The organism is Idiomarina aminovorans, assembly GCF_023155095.1.
Classification (GTDB): domain Bacteria; phylum Pseudomonadota; class Gammaproteobacteria; order Enterobacterales; family Alteromonadaceae; genus Idiomarina; species Idiomarina aminovorans.
Genome location: NZ_JAKNDA010000003.1, coordinates 376,090 through 399,418, shown reverse-complemented (window position 1 = coordinate 399,418; position 23,329 = coordinate 376,090). Strand labels below are relative to the sequence as shown.

At 48.3% G+C, this 23,329-nt stretch carries 19 protein-coding genes; 7 read left to right on the top strand and 12 right to left on the bottom strand.

Features of this window, described 5'->3' with window-relative positions:
- Nucleotides 1-14 precede the first annotated feature (14 nt).
- The 5 genes from folK to sfsA all read right to left on the bottom strand — a co-directional run bounded on the left by folK (nucleotide 15) and on the right by sfsA (nucleotide 4,135).
- A complete protein-coding gene (gene folK / locus L8G48_RS08460) occupies nucleotides 15-521 on the bottom strand; it encodes a 2-amino-4-hydroxy-6-hydroxymethyldihydropteridine diphosphokinase (protein WP_248264163.1) in 507 nt (168 codons plus the stop codon).
- Complete coding sequence (pcnB, locus tag L8G48_RS08455; protein ID WP_248264192.1) at nucleotides 508-1,827, bottom strand: polynucleotide adenylyltransferase PcnB; 1,320 nt, start codon at nucleotides 1,825-1,827, stop codon at nucleotides 508-510. The genes folK and pcnB overlap by 14 nt, the downstream gene beginning before the upstream one ends.
- A 150-nt stretch (nucleotides 1,828-1,977) precedes the next feature.
- Complete coding sequence (gene gluQRS, locus L8G48_RS08450; protein WP_248264162.1) at nucleotides 1,978-2,829, bottom strand: tRNA glutamyl-Q(34) synthetase GluQRS; 852 nt, start codon at nucleotides 2,827-2,829, stop codon at nucleotides 1,978-1,980.
- A gap of 6 nt (nucleotides 2,830-2,835) precedes the next feature.
- Nucleotides 2,836-3,288 (bottom strand): RNA polymerase-binding protein DksA, encoded by a 453-nt coding sequence (gene dksA / locus L8G48_RS08445; RefSeq protein ID WP_248264191.1) that lies wholly within the window; start codon nucleotides 3,286-3,288, stop codon nucleotides 2,836-2,838.
- 142 nt (nucleotides 3,289-3,430) lie between these two features.
- Nucleotides 3,431-4,135: a DNA/RNA nuclease SfsA gene (sfsA, locus tag L8G48_RS08440; RefSeq protein WP_248264161.1), complete on the bottom strand. Its 705-nt coding sequence runs from the start codon at nucleotides 4,133-4,135 to the stop codon at nucleotides 3,431-3,433.
- Nucleotides 4,136-4,191: 56 nt separating this feature from the next.
- Here sfsA and pepB point away from each other — a divergent pair, with 56 nt between their 5' ends.
- From pepB to mrcB, 3 genes are read left to right on the top strand one after another with little or no spacing between them, the layout of a single operon-like run.
- A complete protein-coding gene (gene pepB / locus L8G48_RS08435; RefSeq protein WP_248264160.1) occupies nucleotides 4,192-5,490 on the top strand; it encodes an aminopeptidase PepB in 1,299 nt (432 codons plus the stop codon).
- 6 nt (nucleotides 5,491-5,496) lie between these two features.
- Entirely contained in the window at nucleotides 5,497-7,947 is a 2,451-nt protein-coding gene (hrpB, locus tag L8G48_RS08430) for an ATP-dependent helicase HrpB (protein WP_248264159.1), read from the top strand.
- A 5-nt stretch (nucleotides 7,948-7,952) separates the two neighbouring features.
- Entirely contained in the window at nucleotides 7,953-10,217 is a 2,265-nt protein-coding gene (gene mrcB, locus L8G48_RS08425) for a penicillin-binding protein 1B (RefSeq protein ID WP_248264190.1), read from the top strand.
- Between the two features lie 38 nt (nucleotides 10,218-10,255).
- On the opposite strand, the gene hemL is transcribed toward mrcB, so the two are convergent.
- The 4 genes from hemL to L8G48_RS08405 all read right to left on the bottom strand — a co-directional run bounded on the left by hemL (nucleotide 10,256) and on the right by L8G48_RS08405 (nucleotide 14,774).
- A complete protein-coding gene (gene hemL / locus L8G48_RS08420; RefSeq protein ID WP_248264158.1) occupies nucleotides 10,256-11,539 on the bottom strand; it encodes a glutamate-1-semialdehyde 2,1-aminomutase in 1,284 nt (427 codons plus the stop codon).
- Between the two features lie 28 nt (nucleotides 11,540-11,567).
- Complete coding sequence (locus L8G48_RS08415; RefSeq protein ID WP_248264157.1) at nucleotides 11,568-12,581, bottom strand: aspartate carbamoyltransferase; 1,014 nt, start codon at nucleotides 12,579-12,581, stop codon at nucleotides 11,568-11,570.
- 70 nt (nucleotides 12,582-12,651) lie between these two features.
- Nucleotides 12,652-13,083: a protoporphyrinogen oxidase HemJ gene (gene hemJ / locus L8G48_RS08410; RefSeq protein ID WP_248264156.1), complete on the bottom strand. Its 432-nt coding sequence runs from the start codon at nucleotides 13,081-13,083 to the stop codon at nucleotides 12,652-12,654.
- Complete coding sequence (locus L8G48_RS08405; protein ID WP_248264155.1) at nucleotides 13,080-14,774, bottom strand: chloride channel protein; 1,695 nt, start codon at nucleotides 14,772-14,774, stop codon at nucleotides 13,080-13,082. Before L8G48_RS08405 ends, hemJ begins: the two co-directional genes overlap by 4 nt.
- Before the next feature lie 96 nt (nucleotides 14,775-14,870).
- Between L8G48_RS08405 and L8G48_RS08400 the strand changes: the two genes are divergently transcribed.
- From L8G48_RS08400 to pepQ, 3 genes are all read left to right on the top strand, one after another.
- Nucleotides 14,871-15,617 (top strand): DUF6776 family protein, encoded by a 747-nt coding sequence (locus L8G48_RS08400; protein ID WP_248264154.1) that lies wholly within the window; start codon nucleotides 14,871-14,873, stop codon nucleotides 15,615-15,617.
- Nucleotides 15,618-15,673: 56 nt separating this feature from the next.
- Nucleotides 15,674-16,024 (top strand): iron-sulfur cluster insertion protein ErpA, encoded by a 351-nt coding sequence (gene erpA, locus L8G48_RS08395; RefSeq protein WP_248264153.1) that lies wholly within the window; start codon nucleotides 15,674-15,676, stop codon nucleotides 16,022-16,024.
- Nucleotides 16,025-16,108: 84 nt separating this feature from the next.
- Nucleotides 16,109-17,425: a Xaa-Pro dipeptidase gene (gene pepQ, locus L8G48_RS08390; RefSeq protein ID WP_248264152.1), complete on the top strand. Its 1,317-nt coding sequence runs from the start codon at nucleotides 16,109-16,111 to the stop codon at nucleotides 17,423-17,425.
- A 5-nt stretch (nucleotides 17,426-17,430) separates the two neighbouring features.
- Here pepQ and L8G48_RS08385 read toward each other — a convergent pair whose 3' ends face one another.
- A complete protein-coding gene (locus tag L8G48_RS08385; protein ID WP_248264151.1) occupies nucleotides 17,431-18,540 on the bottom strand; it encodes an anhydro-N-acetylmuramic acid kinase in 1,110 nt (369 codons plus the stop codon).
- Nucleotides 18,540-19,856, bottom strand: a complete 1,317-nt coding sequence (locus tag L8G48_RS08380; RefSeq protein ID WP_248264150.1) for an OapA family protein — start codon at nucleotides 19,854-19,856, stop codon at nucleotides 18,540-18,542. Before L8G48_RS08380 ends, L8G48_RS08385 begins: the two co-directional genes overlap by 1 nt.
- A 198-nt stretch (nucleotides 19,857-20,054) precedes the next feature.
- Here L8G48_RS08380 and tyrS point away from each other — a divergent pair, with 198 nt between their 5' ends.
- Nucleotides 20,055-21,260, top strand: coding sequence for a tyrosine--tRNA ligase (gene tyrS / locus L8G48_RS08375; RefSeq protein ID WP_248264149.1), 1,206 nt, complete (start codon nucleotides 20,055-20,057; stop codon nucleotides 21,258-21,260).
- A gap of 61 nt (nucleotides 21,261-21,321) precedes the next feature.
- Here the strand turns inward: tyrS and L8G48_RS08370 are convergent, their stop codons facing one another.
- Complete coding sequence (locus L8G48_RS08370) at nucleotides 21,322-23,322, bottom strand: methyl-accepting chemotaxis protein (protein ID WP_248264148.1); 2,001 nt, start codon at nucleotides 23,320-23,322, stop codon at nucleotides 21,322-21,324.
- Nucleotides 23,323-23,329 lie beyond the last annotated feature (7 nt).

Genomic DNA, 23,329 nt, shown 5'->3' with positions numbered 1-23,329 from the left:
CACCTTCAGCCGTCTTAGATTAGTATATCGGATTGACAGATTATCACGTCTAAACCGTCTTCGGTAAGTGTCTGTGCTTGTTGTCTGACCGTAATTCCGTTTGGTAGAAGCTGGTCAGCCTCTAGTTCAGCTAAAGGGTACAGTACAAAGTTGCGCTCATATAAGCCGGGATGTGGAACCTTCAACTGCTCGGACTGATGTTGTTGATCACCGAAAAGCAGCAGATCAAGGTCAATACTGCGCTCACCCCAGTGTCTCAGGCGTTTGCGACCAAAGCTGTCTTCAATATCGTGCAAGGCTTGTAACAGAGCCGCTGCGGTTAACCCGGTGCTGACCGAGCAAACCGCATTAACATAGTCGGGTTGATCCTGAGGCCCCATGGGCTTACTGCCGTAAAGCGATGAGTAGGCCAACAATTGCCAGCGGGGGTCTTCATTCAGAGCCGTTAACGCCGACAGAATGTTGTCTGTCGGCTTACCCAGATTACTGCCCATTGCAATAAAGGCTTTATGTTGCGTCATTACCTTTATTTCCCTGAGGTTTACGACGCGGGCCACGACGCCTGCGCGGTTTACGGCGGCCCGTTCCGGGACCGGGTTTTGCGGTCTTTAACTGAGCCGGGTTATCTTGTGCTTTACTCCAGTGTTCGGCAAGTTGAGCTAACTGAGTATCACCACTTTCAACATGAGAGCGTAACAACAAAAAGTCATAAGCTGCGCGGAAACGTTTATGTTCCAGAACTTTTATGGCACGAGCACCTTTAGTCACTTTAAGTCTGCGCTGTAACTGCCAGATGTCTCTGGCTGGAAGAGTAAATCGCTTAGGCAGTGAAACCCGTTGAGATTGTCTATGGATAACGTCGGCAGAAGCCACATTTAAAGCATCCATTGGCGGTAAGCCGCCTTCGTTTTCAAGCTGCTCGCGGCGTGCCTGTAATGGCCACCACAGCAGTACCGCAATTAAATAGGCTGGCGTTACACGCTGTTCTTCAGCAATACGCTTGTCGGTATCCTTAAAGGACTTCAGCATCATCTGATACGGTGGAGCCTGTTCATCAGCCAGATAATCTTTCAGCATTGGGAATAACTGCTGAAATAAACCAAATTCGGTCATCATCAGGAAATTAGCTTCGGCTTTGCCCGACATAAACATTTTCAGGAATTCGTCAAATAAACGCGCCGGGGGAATGTTGGTTAATAACGGTGCCAGCTCTTTTAACGGACCGCTGACCGACTTATCCATCTGCATATTCAGTTTGGTGGCAAAGCGTACCGCGCGCAGCATTCTTACCGGATCTTCGCGGTAACGGACTTCAGGGTCGCCGATCATGCGTAAAATGCCGGCGTTAATGTCATCGACACCCTTGGCAAAGTCGTAAATGGCGAAGTCAGCGATATTGTAATAGAGCGCGTTAGTGGTAAAGTCACGACGCTCAGCGTCTTCCTCGATACTGCCATAAACATTGTCGCGAACCAGTTGACCATGTTCGTCCTGATCCGCCGTCCGGTTCTTCTTATTCTCTTCCTGAGGACTGTCACCATGGTGTCCACGGAAGGTGGCAACTTCGATAACTTCGCGTCCAAACACAATGTGAGCCAGACGAAAGCGGCGACCAATTAAGCGACAATTTCGAAACAGCGATTTTATCTGCTCGGGGGTGGCGTTGGTTGTAACGTCAAAGTCTTTTGGCTCAAGCCCCAGTAAAATATCGCGGATACAGCCGCCGACCAGGTAAGCTTCAAAGCCACTGTTATGCAGTCGGTAAAGAACCTTGATGGCGTTTTTACTGATATCGTTACGGGATATCGGGTGCTTGTCCCTGGGGATAACTTGCAATTTGGGTAACCGGCTGGATTCAGGCTCTGCCGTTTTACTGGAAAAGGCTCGCTTTGCCAGTGCTTTAATTCGCTTAATAATGGTGGTTCTCCCTTACCATTGTTGTTGGTTAGAATCAGTTGTTGTTTGTATATTGTACCGTTAACGACCCGTTATATGCCACTTTTTGCGCCAATTTTGCACCGCCAGCTGCAATATTTCGGTGGTTGTGCTTTGCTGCTGCTCTGGTTTAAGGCCAATATCCAGATAATCAAGAGCGATCAGTAAGTTTTGGCTGGCCTGTCGGGAATCTATTGGCGGTGCGTGATTTTGCTTACTCAGCTTACGGCCATCGTCATTCATTATTAGCGGCAAGTGCATCATTTGCGGCTGTTTACCAATGAGCTCCTGCCATAATGAGAGTTGCCAGAAGCTTGGAGTAATTAAGTCGCTGCCACGAACAATACTGGTAATTCCCTGCTCAATATCGTCAACGACAACCGCCAGTTGATAGGCATACAGGCCATCCCGGCGTTTAAGCACAAAATCTTCACTAACTGTGGCTGAATGGTCGGTAATGATGCCATGAGCGCGGTCATTAAATTCATGAACCGGGTTCTGATTAACAAAGCGCAGAGCGTATGGACTTGTGCGTGGCTGGCGGTTTCGGCAATAGCCGTCGTAATGTGCGCTGCGGGCGCGGATAGCCTTGCGACTGCAGTCACACTGATAAAGGCGTTGCGCTTTTTGTAGCTGCGTTAATTGATGTTGGTAAACAAGGTCGCGTTGGCTCTGATATAAAACGGAGCTATCCCATTCTAAACCATGGGTTTCTAGCTGCTTTAAAATGGTATCAGCCGCTCCGGCAATTGCTCGTGGCTTATCAACATCTTCAATACGGACCAGCCATTTGCCATGGTGCGCTTTGGCATCTAAGTAGCTACCGACGGCAGCTACTAGTGACCCCAGATGTAATGGCCCGGAAGGTGTCGGAGCGAAACGACCGCGATACATGAGCCTTTAGGCTCCGGTCATTTGCTTCTCTTTGATTTCGGCCAGCGTCTTGCAGTCGACACAAAGGTCTGCTGTAGGACGAGCTTCCAGGCGGCGAATACCAATTTCAATGCCGCAAGAGTCACAAAAACCAAAGTCGTCTTCTTCTATCTTTTGTAACGTTTTTTCAATTTTCTTAATTAATTTGCGTTCGCGGTCGCGGGTACGTAATTCAATGCTGAACTCTTCTTCCTGAGTAGCTCGGTCGACCGGATCCGGGAAATTTGCGGCTTCATCTTTCATATGATGCACGGTACGGTCAACTTCATGACGTAATTGACGACGCCACTCTTCCAGAATACGACGAAAATGCGTGCGTTGCGCATCGTTCATGTATTCTTCGCCCTGTTTCTCCTGATACGGCTCCAGGCCGGCTATTGCCAGGATGCCATGGGTTTTCTTTTCCTTGCCTTGAGGCATCATGGATCTCCTACGTTCTCTGTAACAGAGTGCTTTAAAAGCGTGCTTTAAAAAAAAGGACGCTACGTATACCAGAAAGGATTGGTATTGGCAATCTTATTAGCACCAAGTTTATGAGTTAAAATTATTACTAGACTGAGTTTTAAAGGTTTACAGGCACGGGTCTCTCCAGTTTTATTTCCTCTGGTGAGGCTAAACACTTCACGGCATAAAACTCGACTCCTGCGTACTTAGCTTGTTTACACAGTTCAGCGTACTTAGGATCAATATACGACGCTGGTGAGACATTTTCGATGCCTTGGTGCATCACCATATACAGTTGTATGGCGCGGTGGCCCTCACTGACCATTTGCATTAATTCATGCAAGTGTTTGTGGGCACGTTGGCTAACCGCATCGGGGAAATAACCTTGCTCTCCATCGGCCAGGGTGACGCTTTTCACTTCGATAAAGCACTGGCGGCTATCGGAATCAACTCCCCACCAGTCAATACGGCTTTTTTCTTTGCCGTAGCGCTGTTCGGGCTTAAGCTCCTGCCACTGACTCAGTTCGGGCAGCAGGTCTGTTTGTAGCAATTCACCTGCCATACGGTTGGCATGCTGGGTATTCACTACAATCATCTCACCTTTACTATTCCGGGCAAGCTCCCAGGTCAGTGAGTATTTACGTTTGTGGTTATCAGAAACATTGCACCAGGCTGTAAATCCGGGCTCGGCGCAGCCTGTCATTGCGCCGGTATTGGGACAATGTACAGTGGTGATAGGCTCCTGACCAAAATCGATGTCGGCTAAAAAGCGTTTGTACCTTTTTTGCAAAACTCCCTGCCGCAGGGGCTTGTTAAATTGCATCACAGACCTCATAACCCTAGTATAAACAAACAGCAAATTATCGGCAGAGGTACAGAATGTCCAGCGCACTCGCAATCTATTTAACTCAGCAAGCTCCCGCACAGTATTGGAATCCCAAATCAAACTTAGTGTTTGGTGAGAACAAAGCACAAATTATTCTGACAGAAGACGAAGCAGAGAACTTACGCCGAATCCAGAAAGCCGGGCGGACTCTGGACAACACCGGAGCCGTGACTATAGAAGCGGCCGGCAGCGACTGGAGCCTGGAGCGTCAATGGGCGTTGTCGCAAGGTTTTACCTCAACCTTATCGACTAACCAGGTTATCTGGAATAAGGCTGACGAACCAGCGGTTAAAGAGCTGGACGCCATGCGTGAAGCAACGCGCTTTAGTCGTGAACTGACTAACTTGTCGGCAGAAGAAATTTACCCGGAAAGTTTGGCTACGCGGGTAACTGAACATTTTAAAGCTTTGGCACCTGATGCTGTCAGTGCCGAGTTTATTAAAGGCGAAGCTCTGAAAGACGCCGGTTGGATGGGCATTTATACCGTCGGCCGTGCAAGTCAGCACGCACCGGGTTTACTGGTATTGGACTATAACCCGACCGGTGATGACAACGCACCGGTAGAGACTGCACTGATTGGTAAAGGTGTGACTTACGACAGCGGTGGTTACAGCATTAAGGCCAGTGAAGGCATGTTGTCGATGAAATGCGACATGGGTGGCGCGGCAACCGTATCTGGTGCGTTATCGCTGGCTATACGCCGTGGTCTGAACAAACGAGTGAAGCTGCTGCTTTGTTGTGCAGAAAACATGATTGACGGTCGCGCATTCAAATTGGGCGATATTATTCGTTATAAGAATGGGCTGACGGTTGAAGTGGTGAACACTGACGCTGAAGGCCGCCTGGTATTGGCTGATGGCCTGCAGGCCGCGGGCGAATTCGGTGCTAAACAAATTATCGATGCGGCAACTCTGACCGGCGCAGCGCAAATGGCAGTTGGTAATGAATACAATGCCTTATTCAGTGTGGACGAGGTTGCTGCCACTAAAGCCTTAGCCAATGCCGATAAAGAAAACGAATTGTTGTGGCGTTTACCGCTGGCGCCATGGCACAGTGAAAGCTGCCCGTCGGCTTTTGCCGACACCGCAAACAGCCGCCCGCAGAAAGGCGGTGGCGCCGGTGGCGCCAGTAACGCCGCAGGCTTTTTACTGCGCTTTGCGCCGAACAAAGGTCAGGGCTGGTTACACTTTGATTTAGCCGGCGCTTACCAAAAGTCGGCGACTTCCATGTGGGCCACCGGTGCAACGGCCGCCGGTGTCAGAACCATAGCCGCCACCGTACAAGGTGATTAATTTGGCATGACCTTGCCAATAGAAAGCGTACTGCCGGAGTTGGCGAAAGCCTTTCCGGCAGCACGTGTCGTTATTGAGGCGCCACCTGGTGCCGGTAAATCAACCCAACTTCCGCTATTTTTATTGCAGCAGCGTGTTGCTGACGATGGCCTTATTGTCATGTTGCAGCCCCGCCGGGTTGCCGCACTTAATATCGCTCATTACCTCGCGAAGCAACTGGGTGAACCTGTCGGTAAGCAAGTTGGTTACACGGTACGCGGTGACAGCAAACGCAGTCAGTCTACCAAGTTACTGATCATTACCGAAGGCGTACTGGTGCGATGGCTACAGGACGATCCTGAGCTTAGTGGCATAAGTACGCTTATTTTTGATGAATTCCACGAGCGCAATTTACACAGTGATTTGAGTCTGGCGCTGGTGATTGATGCGTTGCCATTGCGTGCGGATTTAAACTTGCTGATTATGTCAGCAACCCTGCCCGCCGAGCGGTTAAAGCTCTGGTTAGAAGACTACGGCGAAGATGTTCAGGTGTTACGCAGTGAAGGGCCCAGTTACCCGGTTGATTATCATTACCGACCTCCGGGGCATGTTACTGAATGGCTGTCTGAATTGCCGAAAGTGGTGGTCGAAGCTTTTGCCGCTGCCGAAAAGGGGGTTCTGGTTTTTCTGCCCGGGGTTTATGAAATCCAAAAGGTGGCAACTGAGCTGAGTCAGCGGCTTAACTCCGGCATCCCCATTTTGGCATTGCACGGACGTATCCCTTTGCAACAACAACGGCAGGTAGTAAACGCGACCGATGAAAAGCGCATTATTCTGGCAACTAATATTGCAGAAACCAGTTTAACCCTGGACGGTATTGATGTGGTTGTCGACAGTGGGCGCGAGCGTCGGGCTCAGTATCTGCCGCAATACGGGCTAAGCCAGTTAGTTACCCAACGTATTGCAAAAGCATCGGCGATACAGCGCGCTGGCCGTGCGGGTCGCCAACAGGCAGGACAATGCTTCCGCTTGTGGGCGCGTTCCGATGAGCATGGCTTTGCAGACTACGCGGCGCCGGATGTTGCGACGCAGGATCTCTCTGCGTTGGTGCTGGATGTTTTGCGCTGGGGCAGTCGGATTACTGAACTGGCTTGGTTTTCTCAACCCGATCCGGGGCATTGCGCTGCGGCGACAGACTTTTTAGTCAGTACTGGTTTAATAAAGCAGGGGCAGTTAACCGCAAAAGCCCGACAGCTTGAATCTGGCGGCTCTGATCCCAGAATTTTATTGGTCGCAAACGCCACTAAAGCGCTGGACGAAGAACAGCAAGCTGGTATGGCTCGCGTTCTGGCGACACTGGAAGAACCGCAAAGTAGCATAAAAACGGTTTCTTTATCTGACCGCGCTCAGCAGCATTATAATCAGCGTAATCAGTCACCTTTATGGTCGCAGCGCTGGCGCTATTGGTTAAATCATTTTGGGCTGAAAGAATCGGTAAAGACTCGTGAAAACGGTCTTGCTGTTGCCTTGCTGCAAGGTTACCCCGACAGAGTCGCAAAATACGATGCCAGCCGGGATGACTTTCAACTGGCCTGTGGCGGTCGGGTCAGTGGCGATAGCAATAGGCTGAAGCAGCCGCCGTGGGCCATTATTTTTGATGTTACCTTCCAAGAGCAGAACACCACAGGACGCAGCCGCTGTCTGTTACCTTTGGATGACGCGCTGTCGTTGCTAAAAGAAGCCGGTATTCCTTTGCAAACCCGGGAAACGGCTGAATGGGTGGGTGAGCAGCAACAACTGCGACAAATAACTCGTACTCAACTCGGTTCAATAGTACTCAGCCAGATAACTAACAGTGGATCGGTTTCTAATGAACAAAAAACCCAGGCTTTTTGCCGGTGGCTGCGCGAAAATGGCCTTGAAAAGCTCAACTGGAGCCGACGCGCGCAACAGCTGAGGCGCCGGGTTCATTGCTTGCAACACGTTGGAGAACTGTGCTCGTACGACATGAGCGATGCTGGGTTACTTAATACGCTGCAGCGTTGGGCTGCACCGTACTGGGCGAATATTCGATCACTGAAACAACTACAGCAGTGGGACCCTTACGAAGCATTGTGTTATTTTCTTGATTACTCCGAGTTACAACGACTTAATGCAGCCTGTCCTGAATGGTGGATAACGCCGACAAAACGTAAAGTGTTTATAAATTATCTGGACGACAACCCCAGAGTTGAGGTCAAATTACAGGAAATGTTTGGTGTGTCTGAATCGCCCACAATTATTGATAATCGACAAGTTGTAACCGTTGATCTTCTGTCTCCGGCCGGCCGGCTTCTGCAGCGCACTAATGATCTTGCCAGCTTTTGGCTAAATGCTTATGCCGAGGTGCGAAAAGAAATGCGCGGGCGCTATCCCAAGCATCCGTGGCCCGAAGAGCCTCTCAGTGCAACAGCAACCTTTAAGACCAAAAGGCATTAGTCGTGATGAAAAGTCGGTGGTTTCAATACCTATTCTGGACAAGCTTTAAGATAGGACTGGTACTTATTGCCGTCATTGGGCTTTACGCCATTTATCTGGATGCCAGTTTATCCCGTCATTTTAGTAATGATCGCTATCAGGCGCCTGCTCTGGTTTATGCCGGGGAAGTATCGCTTGAAAAAAATCACCCTATGCGTTTGCAGCGCTTCGTAGATATTCTGGAACGGGTGGGTTACGAGCGCAGCTCGAATACGCAACAATCGGGTTATTATTCAGTGGGCGAGCGCAATGTGATGGTGCACCGGCGGCCTTTTGATTTTTCAGACGGCCCGCAAATGTCTCAACGCGTTCAGATCAATTTCCGGGGTGACCGCATCGAGTCGATCAAAAGTTGGCCCAGCGGCAGTGAGTTGAAGCGTTTCCGGTTAGAGCCGGAGTTGATAGGGCGCATTAGCACCCTGAGTAAAGAAGATCGATTATTAGTTGGTCTGGAGGTCGTTCCTAACTTACTCATTGAAACCTTGTTAAAAGTTGAAGATCAGGAGTTTTATCATCATCAGGGAGTGTCTCCCTGGTCTATTTTACGCGCTCTGGTTGCTAACGTTAAAGCGGAAAGGACGGTACAGGGAGGCTCTACGCTTACTCAGCAGCTTGTTAAAAATATTTATCTGACCAGAGAGCAGACACTGTGGCGTAAATTTCATGAAGCCATGATGTCGCTGGTCATCGATTACCGCTTTGATAAAAACACCATTCTGGAAACCTATTTGAACGAGGTTTACTTTGGTCAGGACGGCAGCAATGCCATTCACGGTATAGGGCTTGCCAGTCAGTTTTATTTTGGTAAGCAGGTGCAGGAGCTCAGCCCGAGCGAAATTGCGTTAATGGTGGGGATGATAAAAGGGCCCTCTTATTACGACCCCAGACGCTTTCCTGAGCGGGCAAGGCAGCGCCGGGATACCGTTCTTAAGGTCATGTTTGAAAATGATTTAGTCGGTAAAAAGAACTATGTTTCGGCGGTTAAGCAGACGCTGGATGTGAAGGAAAGTCGGCGCCTGGTAGAACACCCATACCCCCATTATATGGATTTAGTACGACGTGAAATGAAACGTATTATGTTGCCGGAAGACTGGCAGGATACCGGGTTGAAAATCTTCACACATTTACAAGTGGATGTGCAAAATGCGGTGCAGCGATCGTTAGCACAGCAGCTTCTGACTGATGGGGAAGACCAAACGTTAGAAGGTGCAATGGTGGTTGCAGACTACCGCACAGGCACTGTCAGCGCACTGGCCGGAGGGCGTTTGAGTCAGGCGATAGGTTATAACCGTGCGTTGCTAGCTTTGCGGCCGATAGGCTCATTAATGAAACCCATTATTTATGCTGCTGCTATGCAGGATTCCGGCATTGGTTTAAATACGCCGGTTGCGGATGAACCGATTACGCTATCAGATAAAGGTGGCGAACAGTGGAAGCCACAAAATTATGATAAGAAATTTGACGGCAGCTTGTTGCTCTACCATGCGTTAGTTCAGTCGCGTAACTTACCCGCCGTTCGGGTCGGTATGGAAGTGGGCATAGACCAACTGGTGAGTTATTTACGCGAACTGGGTGTGACAACTCCGTTGCAGGCTTACCCTTCATTGACCTTAGGTTCTGCATCGTTGTCTCCTATGGCAGTGACACGAATATACACGGCGTTAATGAACAATGGCCATTACCAGCCATTAGCGGCGGTTTCTTCGATTACGACTCACCAGGGCGACGTTTTGTATCGACGTGAGCCACCAAAAGCGAAGAAAGTTTTTGATCAAAGTGTGTCTTATTTAACTCGCTATGGTTTGCATGGGGTGGTGGCTGAAGGAACTGCCAGTAGCTTACAAAGTGCGCTTGCGGGGCAAGTCGTGGGTGGTAAAACAGGCACCACCAATGACTACCGAGACAGCTGGTTTGTTGCCGCTGATGGTGAGCAGGTAGTAACAGTGTGGTTAGGGCGTGATGATAATCAACCCGTTGGTTTGACCGGAAGTAGCGGAGCGTTAAAAGTTGCGGCTGACTTTTACGAGTATTTGCCGCCTTTGAGTATGGCTTTAGATGTGCCTGAGCCTCTGCAAATACAGAACTTTCACCCGACCACGGGGCAAAGAATTCCGGGTGACTGCGACAATGGTCGTGAGCTACCGGCAGAAGCAATCCGGCTTCCCGGGGATATGACCTGTGAAGGCAATATCCGCGAGAAAAGCTGGTGGGAACGTTTATTTGGTGGCTAAAAGCGCCATTGGCTAACGCCCGGCGCTATAATGCAGAGCTACACTAACTGAGCGAAAGCTTTTTCCGCTGCATCGAGTGTTGCCTGAATGTCTTCTTCACTGTGTGCTGCTGACATAAAGCCGCCCTCGAAAGCTGACGGCGCCAGATACACACCCTGCTTTAACATGGCGTGATAGAAGGTTTTAAAGTGCTCCATATTGCATTTAGTGGCCTGAGCGAAGGTAGTAACTTGAGGTTCTTCGGTAAAGAAGAAACCAAACATAGAACCCGCGCGGTTGGTTGTCATTGGAACATCAGCGCGGTCGGCACGTTCCTGCAAGCCGTTGAGCAGGGTATCCACACGTTGATAAAGCTGATCATAGAGGCCGGGAGTGGACAATTGCTGCAAGGCCGCTAAACCGGCGGACATGGCAACCGGGTTACCGGATAGCGTACCGGCCTGATACACAGGGCCGACCGGGGCAATGTAATCCATCACTTCTTTTTTACCGCCAAAAGCACCCACCGGCATACCACCGCCAATCACTTTACCCAAAGTGGTCAGGTCAGGTTTTACGTTGTAACGCTCCTGAGCACCGCCCGGAGCAACCCGGAAGCCGGTCATAACTTCGTCAAAAATTAAGACGGAACCATGGTCGTCGCAAATGCTGCGTAAGCCTTCCAGAAAGCCGTCAACCGGCGGAATGCAGTTCATATTGCCTGCTACCGGCTCGACAATAATGCAGGCTATTTCATCGCCCATTTCAGCGAAAATTTGTTTAACCGACTCAATATCGTTATAGGTGGCGGTTAAAGTGTGCTTGGCAAAGTCTTCAGGAATTCCCGGTGAGTTGGGAACGCCCAGTGTCAATGCGCCGGAGCCTGCTTTAACCAGCAAAGAGTCGGCGTGACCATGATAGTTACCTTCAAACTTCAGGATTTTATCGCGACCGGTATAACCCCGGGCGAGGCGAATGGCGGTCATAGTGGCTTCTGTGCCGGAGTTCACCATGCGCACTTTTTCAATGGACGGTACAATTTTGCGAATAATTTCCGCCATGGTGATTTCGACTTCCGTAGGCGTACCAAAGCTTAAACCACGCCTGGCCGCTTGCAGGGTCGCCTCTAAAACTGCCGGGTAGTTGTGACCCAGAATCATAGGGCCCCAGGAGCCTACGTAGTCGATGTAACGCTGACCGTCTGCGTCGTACATATAAGCGCCGTCTGCACGCTCGAAGAAGATGGGGCTGCCACCAACGCCGTTAAAAGCCCGAACCGGCGAGTTAACGCCGCCGGGAATACTAATTTGTGCTTGAGTGTATAACTCTTCTGAGCGACTCATGTCGTAGCTCCTTTTTATGATTGGCTCTTTACAGTTGGCTTTTTTCGCTGTGCCAGTTGACTGCACATTGGTGCTTATCGACCTGATCAACAACTCCGAGTGTTAATGCAAACAAAGCCATACGAATCAGCACTCCATTGTCGGCCTGACGGAAAATAGCCAAATTGGGGTTTTGGTTTAAGTCGTTATCCAGCTCATTAGCCTCGGCACGGGAATCGCGTGGCAAAGGGTGCATGATCACGGTATTGGGTTTGTAGTGCTTAGTGTAAATATCCTGGTTTAAACGAAACTTGCCACGATATTGATCAGCGTCTTCCGGGCTGGCAAAGCGTTCTTGCTGAATTCGGGTCTGATAAACAATGTCAGCATCGACAATACCATTAACTTTTTCGGTCACAATTACGCGGTGACCGGCATTTTCTAACGTGTCTAATACCGAATCGGGCATAGAAAGTTCACGCGGTGAAATGAGTGTGAATTGAATGTTTTTGTACATTGAGAGCAAGTTGGACAGCGAGTGAACGGTACGTCCGTATTTTAAGTCACCAATCATACAAATGTGCATGTTATCAATGCTTTGCTGGTGATAGGCCAGTTCTTTCTCAATGGTGTACAGGTCCAACAATGCTTGAGTGGGGTGCTCGTTTGCACCGTCACCGCCATTAATGACGGGTACCCGGCTGCCTTCAGCAAACTCTCGAACAGAGCCGGATTTCGGGTGGCGCATAGCGATGACATCGCTGTAGCTACTTAATACGCGTGCCGTATCGTAAAGCGATTCGCCTTTTGCAATGGCCGAACTTTCCATACCCGTAGTTTCACGGACTTCGCCACCTAACAGGTTAAAGGCCGTGCCAAAACTTACCCGGGTGCGGGTAGAAGGTTCGAAAAACAAATTACCAAGGATAGCGCCATCAAGAACACGAGTGCGCGTTTTACGACGAGCATAAGGTTGCATCTTATCTGCAACGGAGAATATATAGTCAATGCTGTCGCGATCGAACTGATTAACAGAAAGAATGTTGGAGCCGGTGAAATTCATCTTTAGGTGCGCCTCCGCCGCAGAATGTCACTGGGCGCACACTATATCAAATCATGCGGCACAAGAGAATCTAATAAGGCTTAACCACAGCTAAAATGATAATTGCGAACAGTGCCAGTACCGGCAGTTCGTTGAATACGCGGTAAAAGCGATGACTGCGACGGTTCTTGCCGGTTTTGAAATCCTTTAGCAGTTTAAAGCAGTAACCGTGGTAAATATAAAGCAAAAACACTAATAGCAGTTTTGTGTGCATCCAGCCGCTGGCAGCAAACCACGCTGAACCGTAGGCAAAAATCAGAGCGACACCGAAAATCAGTGTGAGAATTGCAAAAGGTGTGACAAAGTAAAGCAACCGTCTTTCCATGATGCAGAGCTGTTCATCAACCGCTGGTTTTGCATTCATAGCGTGATAAACAAATAAACGAGGTAAATAGAAAATGCCAGCGAACCAGGCTACCATAAAAGCGATGTGAAGGGCTTTAACCCATAGTATCCATGTCATGCGAGTTCTCTCTGTAAGGCTTTACGAACAACTTCCCAGGTAACAATACCGCAAGGTTGATCGCCATCGGATTCATAAATAAAAACGGCACCACGTCGTTGTTGGCCAATTTCATCATGTACTTCAGCTAATGTCGATGTTACCCGAATTCCTTTAATAGGTGTATAGCTCAGACTGGGGCTGTCGCCGGCATTAATATCGTAAGAGACGAGACGATAAAGCGCCTGATTCTCTTCATTGACCGACATAACAATAACCGTTTTGGCCTGTGCTGACTCAAGCGAGTCGACCAGCTCGTTCTGAGTTGGCTCAAGCAGCAGTTTAAAGTCGGTTTCCATAACATTCTCAACACCGGTTTTCTGTAACGCGACATGCACCGGTGCCAGTTGATAAGGCAGTCCCTGAAGTTCTAATTGAGCGATAAAAACAGATTTAGACTTTAACAGCTGGCTGGATATCAGATAAGCCGGAACAATAACCAGCATTGCGGGAATGATAATCTCAACGCTACGGGACAGTTCCACAATGGCCAGCAGTGCTGCCATTGGTGCATGAATACAGGCTGCCAGAATACCTGCCATTCCCAGTAGGATGAAGCTGTCAAAGGATAAGTCTTGTTGAATTCCCAAGCCGTTTACAGCGCCTACAAATACGGCGGCGATGATAGCGCCAATACCAAATACTGCACCAATTAAACCACCGGGAATACCCATGCCTAATGCAATAGCAGAGGCAAAAAGTTTGGCAAGTAGCAAGGTGGTTAGTAAAGACATTTGACCCTGATGGTTGAGTACTTGTTCAATGGCGGTAAGCCCGGTTCCCAGACTGGTGGGTATAATAACTGCCAGCATTGCGGTAATGAGCCCGGCAAATAGCAGGCGGGTAAACAGCGACATGTCTTTGACCGTTTCCATCACATCCAGCATCAGCTTTTTAAACAACACGCCCACCAGCCCCAGCACAACGCCTAGTAAAACCACCCAGGGCAACTGTGTGGTTGGGATATCCTGTGCCGATAATGCGGCTAACTCTGACGCCACCCCAAAAATTTCCTCGGTGATTAGGGAGCCGACAACGGCTGAAAGCATAACCGGAATGAACACGTGAACTTTGTATTCGCGCAGCACGACTTCCATAACCAGAATCATAGCCGCTAACGGTGTATTAAAAGATGCGGCAATAGCCGCGGCTATACCACAGGCTGCAAGGGTGCGAATGGCATTTTTCGGAGCGTCGAAGTGAAACCCGAGCCAGGTCGCTGCGGCCGCTCCTAAATGAACGGAAGGACCTTCGCGACCAACACTGAAACCTGCAACCAACGCAATAATTCCGCCAAAAAACTGGTTAACACTACTGCGCCAGGGAAGTATGCCGTAATGTTGTTTCATTCGGTGAATGACATAGGGAATTCCCATTCGCAATTGCTTAGAGCCCGATAATTTGAACAGTCCGTAGATGAACACCGCAGCGACAATGGGTAATAAGAATCGGTAAGTGGTTGGTAAAGGCTGTTGCCAATCACTGTCATTACCAACAAGATAAGCGCCTTGTTCAATGGCAAAACGAAAGCCAGCAATCATTAAAGCTGCCAGAATACCGCCGGCCAGACCCATTATACAAATGGCGATGGTGGTCGAAGGCGTTGCCAGCTGTTTTCGCAGTTGTTGACGCAGTGCTGAGCTAGAGGCCATGTAAAAAATGATCCTTACCTAAAACCGTGAGATGACGCTTGCATATTTATCAATAACATATCAGCATAAACGCCTGATGGAAATGAGCTGGAAGTTATGAAGCCCTATTTTAACCTGAAATATTGGCAACAGCGCTGGGGAGCCTTCCCGGTGTTTATCGTAATGATCATAGCTGTCGTTCTGGTTGTGTACTTAGCGTATTTAGCTGGTGTATGGCATGCAAAAGCGTTAAAACAAGAAGTTTCTGAGCAGGAACAGCAGCTTGACCAGCTTTATCAACGGCTGGAGCAAATGGAGTATCAACGGCATGTGCTGCAAGTTGAACTGGATATTGAGCGTTCAGCCAATCAAAGTCTGCAAGATGAACTGAGTGTATTACAAAATGATAATTATGGGTTACGACGTGACTTAGCTTTCTATCAGAAAATCATGGCGCCGGAGTTGCAAGAGGCCGGCGTTATTATTGATTCGCTGACAATTACGCCGAATCGCTCAGAAAATCACTTTCATTTTTCTCTGGCATTATTGCAAATTGAGCAACGGCGTAACTTTGTCCAGGGTAATGTCACGGTGGAGCTCGTGGGACGCACCGCTGGTGATAAAAAACGTTACAATTTACTGGATTTAGCAAACCTTGGTAAGGACGATCGTAGTTTTTCAATGCGTTACTTTTCGTTGTATGAAGGTGATTTCTTGATGCCTGAAGGGTTGGTGCCTGAGCGGGTGGAAGTTAAGGTTCGCGTAACTAAAGGTGGTAACGGAACACTGGAGCGAACCTTTTTCTGGAAAGACATTAACCGGAGCGATGCGACGCCGAGTGTACGCAGTGATGGTAATACTTGACCAAAATACTCAGGTAAGAGAAAATATCAACAGAGTTTAACAGGGGTAGAGAAATCATGAGCAGTTCAGCAGAGCAGGCAATGCCGATTGAGTTCACTGAACAAGCGGCAAGCAAAGTGGGTAAGCTGATTTCTGAAGAAGAAAATCCAAACCTAAAGTTGCGTGTCTACGTAACCGGGGGCGGATGTTCTGGCTTCCAGTATGGTTTTACCTTTGATGAAAAGAAAAACCCGGGTGACATGGAAATTGAGAAAGACGGCGTCACTCTGTTAGTCGATCCTATGAGCCTGCAATATTTGATGGGTGGAGTCGTTAGCTACGAAGAAGGGCTGCAGGGCTCCCGCTTTTTTGTTGACAACCCCAATGCCACCACAACCTGTGGTTGTGGTTCCAGTTTTTCTATTTAAGAGTTAGCTTGGATTCGTCCGAATGGCTGAAAGTTTTCGGCTTTTCCGCTAGAATAACCTCACAATTTTTTGTGAGGTTTTTTTATGAGCGCGTATGCCGAACACATTAAGACAGTTTGTAGCCGCTTTGATAAAGCGTTAGAAGATAATCAGTTTGAATCAGTGCTGGTTTACTCGGGTCAGCCACGAGTCGATTTTCTTGATGATAACGCGCCACCCTACCGGGTTAACCCATTATTTAAGTATTGGGTGCCGGTCACCGAAAGCCCCAAAAGTGCTGTTTTTTATCGTAAGGGCAGCCAACGGCCTACGGTTTATCTGTTTCAGGCTCGTGATTTTTGGCATGCCGCAGTCAGCGTCCCTGAAGAAGAATGGCAGCAGCACGTAGATTTGAAAATTATTGATGATCTCAGCATGTTGACCGAAGACTTAGGCGCCGAGCTAGAGCAGTCGGCCTTTATTGGTGAGGACTTTGCACAGCCGGTGAGTGACTGGAAGGTTAAAGCACGTAACCCGCAAGCGCTCATTGATCATCTGCATTTTCACCGTTCAGTGAAAACCCAGTGGGAAGTCGATAACCTGCGCGAAGCGAATCGATTGGCAGCGAAAGCGCATGTTGCTGCAAAAGAAGCCTTTTACGCGGGTAAAAGTGAACTGGAAATCCACCACACTTATCTGAGCGCTATCGACTTTCGCGAGCCACAGGTGCCTTATAACAGCATTGTTGCACTGAACAGCCACTCGGCTATTCTGCACTACGATGTTTACGATACGGTTCCGCCCAAGCAAATCCGTTCGTTCTTGATTGATGCGGGTGCCCGCTACCGTGGTTACTGCTCTGATATAACGCGTTCTTACGCTTATGAAGAAGGTTTTTACGCTGACTTGGTTGAGGCAATGGATAAAGCTCAGCAAGAGTTATTAAGCGAAATTAAGCCGGGTACCAACTACTACGACTTACATGTATCGATGCATTTGAAAGTGGCACAAATTCTAAGTGACTTCGACTTCATTAAAGGCGACGCACAGAACATCTATGATAAAGGTTACACCAGTGCCTTTATGCCTCATGGGCTGGGTCACTTTATTGGCTTGCAGGTACACGATGTGGGCGGTTTCCTGAAAGACGACAAGGGTAACAGCTACGAGCGCAGTGAACGCCATCCATTCCTGCGTCTGCTGCGGGACATCGAAGTGGGTCAGGTGTTTACTATTGAGCCAGGCCTGTATGTGGTTGATCAGTTGCTCGAAGCGCATAAAGACAGTGCTGATATCAACTGGGATAAAGTCGATGAACTGCGTCCGTATGGCGGAGTGCGTATTGAGGACAGCATTGTGGTCGGAGCCGATGGCAATGAAAACCTTACGCGCGATGCGTTTAAAGAGCTTGGTGCTGAGTAAAGCGTCTATTGATGTAAGACTTTAGCACCTAATATGACCGGGCGACTGGCTCCTGTCACGGCAGGCTGGTTGCCCGGTTTTTTATGTTCATAACACCATCCCAGCCAGGCAAACGCCATAGCTTCAACCCATTGTGGGTCAACCCCTAAACGTTCTGTCGTATCGCACTTAGCCGGTGATAAGAGCTGAGCTAAGCGTTCCATCAGTAACGGGTTCTTTGTGCCGCCACCGCAAAAGTAAACCGCTTCTGGTTGTTGTGGTAGTGTTATCAGTGCATCTCTAATGCTGATAGCGGTCAGCTCTGTTACTGTGCGCTGGACATCTTCAGCAGAGAAACTTCGTTCTGATAAATGATGTTTAAGCCAATCGAGGTTGAACTCTTCCCGGCCTGTACTTTTGGGGGCTTTTTTGGAAAAGAAAGGGTGGCCTAGCAGTTGTTTTAGCAGCTCTGGCTGAACCTGCCCTGAACGGGCAAACTGTGCATCCTGGTCGAAACTTTTATTTGGATAATGATGCTGAATCCACTGGTCAAGCAAGGTATTGGCCGGCCCCGTATCAAAGCCAGAGACCTGCCCTTCTGGCCCAAGCCAGGTAACATTGGCTATTCCGCCTAAATTGATGACCGCGATACTTTGTTGTTCACGGGCAAATAGCTGCTGATGAAAGGCCGGAACTAAAGGAGCACCTTGTCCACCTGCTGCTATGTCCTTGCGGCGAAAATCATAGATGACATCAATACCGGTATTGATGGCCATGCGGGCGGGGTCGCCAATTTGAAACGTGTAGGGCGGTATTAAATTAGGTTGATGACGTACGGTTTGACCATGACTGGCAATTGCGACAACTTCTTCGGGTCCGACTTTGGCGTTTTTAAGAAGAGTTCGAACTGCCTCAACACAGTGTTCCGAGAATGCACTATCTAAACTCCCCAGTTCATCCGCCGACCAGGTACTTGTATGGCTAATAGTGAGTAAACGGCGACGAAGTTCAGGTGGAATTAATAAAGAGAACCGGGCTTCCAGTTTAAGTGAGCCCTGCGTATTTATCTGGACTAATGCCGCGTCAACGGCATCCATACTGGTGCCTGACATCAGCCCGATAAAGCGCTGTACCATTATCGCATCGCCAGATAAACGCGCTTGTTGTCGTTGAGTATCGCCATGACCTGATCAGCATGCTGACGGAAAGAAGGAAGCTCCGATTCAGCCAGAGACTTGGCTTTCGGTAACTCAACGGTACGCGGGTTGCGGTGTACGCCATCGACCAGGAACTCATAATGTAAATGAGCGCCGGTGACACGGCCTGTTGAACCGACACGACCAATGACCTGACCCTGTTTAACACGATCGCCTGTGCGCACATGCTTGCGGCTCAGGTGTAAATACTTGGTCACGTAGCGTTCACCGTGTTGGACAAAAATGTAGTTGCCGTTCAACGATGTGTACCCGGCCGCAATGACTTTACCATCGCCTGATGACATCACTGGCGTTCCGGTAGAAGCCGCGTAATCAATACCATTATGTGGGCGTACTCTACCGGTCACGGGGTGCAGACGACGGGGATTAAAACTCGAGCTTATGTAGGTAAAGTTAACTGGCGAGCGCAGAAAGGTTTTACGCATAGCACGACCATTTGGTGTGTAATACTGACCGTTGTCGTGCAATATCGCTTGAAAATTTTCATCCCGGTTAACAAACTCAGCAGCCAATATTTTTCCGTAACCGACAAACTCTCCAGCAACATAATGGGTCTCATAAAGCACGCTAAACTCGTCGTTTTTACGCAAGTCCAGGGCAAAGTCGATGTCCCAGCCAAAAATATCCGCAATACGCATAATCTGGTTGTCGGTAAGACCCGAATCAATACCCGCGTTCCAGAAGCTGGAGTCAATGACCGCATGAGTAAACTCAGTGCGAACCTCAACCTCTTTGGTTTCTACTTCAGCAACAAAGTTGTCATTTTGGCGAGTGATGATAAGCGTTTCGGTATCGTTTATTTGATGAGCTAACTGGACAAGCTGGCCTTCGTTGTCGGTTGCAAAGCGAAGCAAGTCACCAGGGTGAACCTTACGCAGCAGTTTAGCTTCGTCTCCCGACTCGGTAACGCGATAAAGCTGTTGCGCACTAAAACCGACTTTACTAAATATTTTGGCTAAACTATCGCCTGATTTGACTTGATAGGTTTGCCAGCTGAGTTCTGCTTGTTCAGAGCTTTCGCCAGAATTAGATTGCTCGAAAGCCAGTTCTAATTGGTAACGTTTGCCGGGTATCAGTTGTTCTGCCGGTGTACTGTTTTTAGACGCAGTGGCAGGCTCAGATGGAATGATAAGCAATAACAACAGGGCAACACTGATCGCACTGATCAGAATTTTGTGAAAATGCGGAAGTTGCAGGAACATCCGCTGAATTTGGGTGGCAAATTTTAATGTCATATATTAGCGCACTTCACTTTCTTTATTGTGATTATCCAGTAAACACGCGGTTTACCGCGACTGTTTACGACCACAGAATAACCTTATAACTTCGAGGATAATACGAAAAAATGAAGAATACCAGCTTATTGAGCTTAAAACAGTGTCAAGAATGGCGTAAAATAGCTTGTTTATAAGTTTTTACAGTTGGAGAAAAGAATGAAAACTGAGGTGGCGGAAGCTATTGCCGAGATTACTCGCGGTGCCGAAGAAGTTTTGCTCGAGCAGGAATTGGCTGAGAAATTAGCGAGTGGTAAGCCTCTGATAGTGAAAGCTGGCTTTGACCCAACTGCGCCTGACTTACACTTAGGGCATACGGTTTTGATTAATAAGCTGAGAGTGTTTCAGGATTTCGGCCACAAAGTGGTTTTTCTGATAGGTGACTTCACCGGCATGATTGGCGACCCCACTGGAAAGAACGCTACCAGAAAGCCGCTGACGACAGAGCAGGTTATTGCTAACGCAGAAACTTATAAAGAACAGGTATTCAAAATTCTCGACCCTGCTAAAACGGAAATTCGTTTTAACTCGGAGTGGATGTCGAACATGGGTGCCGCGGACATGATCAAGCTGGCTGCCCGTCAAACGGTTGCGCGTATGCTAGAGCGCGACGACTTTAAAAAGCGCTACCAGAGCAATCAGTCTATTGCTATCCATGAGTTTTTATACCCTTTAGTGCAAGGTTGGGACTCTGTTGAGTTAAAAGCGGATGTTGAGCTTGGTGGAACCGATCAGCGATTCAACCTGTTAATGGGTCGTGAACTGCAAAAAGAAGAAGGGCAGCGCCCACAAACCGTTATTATGACACCGTTACTGGAGGGTCTGGACGGTGTCCAGAAAATGTCAAAGTCGCTAAATAATTATATTGGCATTACTGAATCGGCAAACGACATGTTTGGAAAGATCATGTCGGTATCTGATGAGCTGATGTGGCGTTACTTCCAACTGCTCAGTTTCCGCTCCATTACTGAAATTGATGAGTTAAACGCCGCAGTAACGGATGGAAAGAATCCGCGTGATGTAAAAGTGCTGCTGGCGAAAGAAATTATCGCTCGTTTTCACTCAGAAGAAGAGGCTGAAAAGGCTGAGCAGGATTTTATCCAGCGTTTTCAGAAAAATGCATTGCCGGATGATATCCCGGAACACACGGTACATGTTGGAGCAGAGGGAATGGCCATCGGCAATGTTTTGAAAGAAGTTGGTTTAGTGCAGTCAACATCAGAAGCTTTGCGGATGATAAAACAAAGTGCCGTAAAAGTAGATGGTCAAAAGTTCAGCGACTCTGGTTACATCTGTACGGAAAAAGATTCGGGCGTTTATCAGGTGGGCAAACGTCGTTTTGCTAAAATTAACTTAACCGCGTAACAGGCTGACCAATTAGATAACAGAAAAGGCGCTAACCAGCGCCTTTTCTGTTTTTGCTGCTTTAGACTCTGAAGCTTTTAATTGAGTCCTGCAGTTCATCTGCCAGTTTTGCCACTTCGTTAGATGCTTGAGCCGTCTGTTTCGAACCAGAAGCGGTTTGTTCTGCAATTGAGACGATAGATTCAAGGCGTTCACTAATATCATTTGCAGTACTGCTTTGCTCTTTCGCTGCGTTAGCAATGTGATTACTGCTGTCAGATGCCTGATGCACAGATTCGGTAATGGATTGCAGTGCCTGTGCCGCTTCATCTGACTGCTGAACACTAAGTTCGGCTTGTTCGCGACCGTTGTTCATTACCGTAACCGCACGTTGAGAATCATTTTGCAGACTTTCAATCATGTCCTGAATTTCTTCCGTCGACTCCTGAGTGCGGCTGGCCAGGGTACGGACTTCATCAGCAACAACCGCGAAGCCTCGGCCTTGTTCACCGGCACGTGCGGCTTCAATAGCTGCGTTCAGGGCCAGTAAGTTGGTCTGATCCGCTATTCCACGGATAACATCCAGAATACCGCCAATGTTTTTACTGTTTTCGGAGAGCTGATCGATAACCCCGGATGCACTCTTAATTTCGCGGGCTAAACCTTCGATAGTCGAGCGGTTTTTGTCGGAGATTTCACGAACGCGCTTAGCTTCATCGTCAGAATGTTGAATTTCACGCAATGCCTGCTCGGCGCCATCAACCATTTCACTGGCGGTGCTGTTCATCTCTTGAGTGGCAGTAGCTACTTGCTCAATTTGATTACGCTGCTCGTCAATGGAACTTGTGGTTTCGTCAGAAACATTGGACGATTGTTCAGCGGCTGTTGCCAGCTGAGTCGCGCGATTTGCAATACCTTCGATTAATTTACGCAAGTTGCCTGTCAGCTTATTGGTGTTTGACGCCAACTCACCAAATTCGTCCTGAGCATTATAATCAACTCGTTCGGTCAAGTTACCATCAGCCATAATGTTAAGCATGTGATTAACTCGGGATAATGGTTGACTGATACTGCGAACGGTGTACCAGGAAATAAGAACCGCCAGAGCAATAGAAACAATCGTAATAATACCGTTGAGCCAGCTACTGGTTGAAATGGCATCGGTTACCGAAACGCGAGTGTCTTCAGCAATTCCCCGAACTGCAGCCTGCAAGTTGTCTGATCCGGTCATGAGCTTATTGAGCTGAGTTTGTGACTTATTAAGAGAATCCTCAGCGTCTAAGCGCAGTTGTTGACGGCGAATGACATTGTCAGGGTAAGAGCCTCTGCCCTGAAGGCTGTCAAGAGCGTTGCGAACAGTGGTAATGGCATCATCAACCATTGTTCCGGCGCTACCGGCTGGTTCACTGTCTAAAACCTCCAGACGAGGACGAATGCTGTCAATGTTGATATCGATTTCACTGCGTATAACTTCGGCACCATCCAGCTGGTTCGCTTTGTTTAAGTCATACATTAGCGTAATAAGGCTTGATAAAGACGACTCTATATTATTCGCTTCTCGCGAAATGACGTCATTGTCTGACATATCCATGGTGTCTAACAACATAATAGCTGCGTCATCAATATCGAATGCAATTTCGTCTAACTGAGAGGCTGTGGTCGTTTGCAGCTCCAGGTACTTACGCTGCTGATTAAACAAGCGGTCAATTAAATCGATATACTGCTGAGAGTCTTTTTCAAGAGCATTAATTTTGTCACTTTGACCCGTGCCCTGAATCAGTCTTTTCAGCTCTTTAAGAGAGGAGAAAAGCGAGCTGCGGGATGCTTCAAACTCTTTTTTGTGAGCATCAACCTGGCTGACTTGTTCATCGTGGAAAGTTTCTAATTGCACGCTACCCAGTTCAAGGATATCAACTTTGGCGGCGGCAACTTCATTGAGTGCAGGCACAGCTTTATCGTTTAGGTTATCAACCGATGAGCCAATGCTGTTGATATTAAACAACGAGCTTAAGCTAATGATCAGTAACAGCAGTGTAATGATGGCAAAACCACCAATGACTCGCATGGCAACAGTAATTTTCATGAAACTT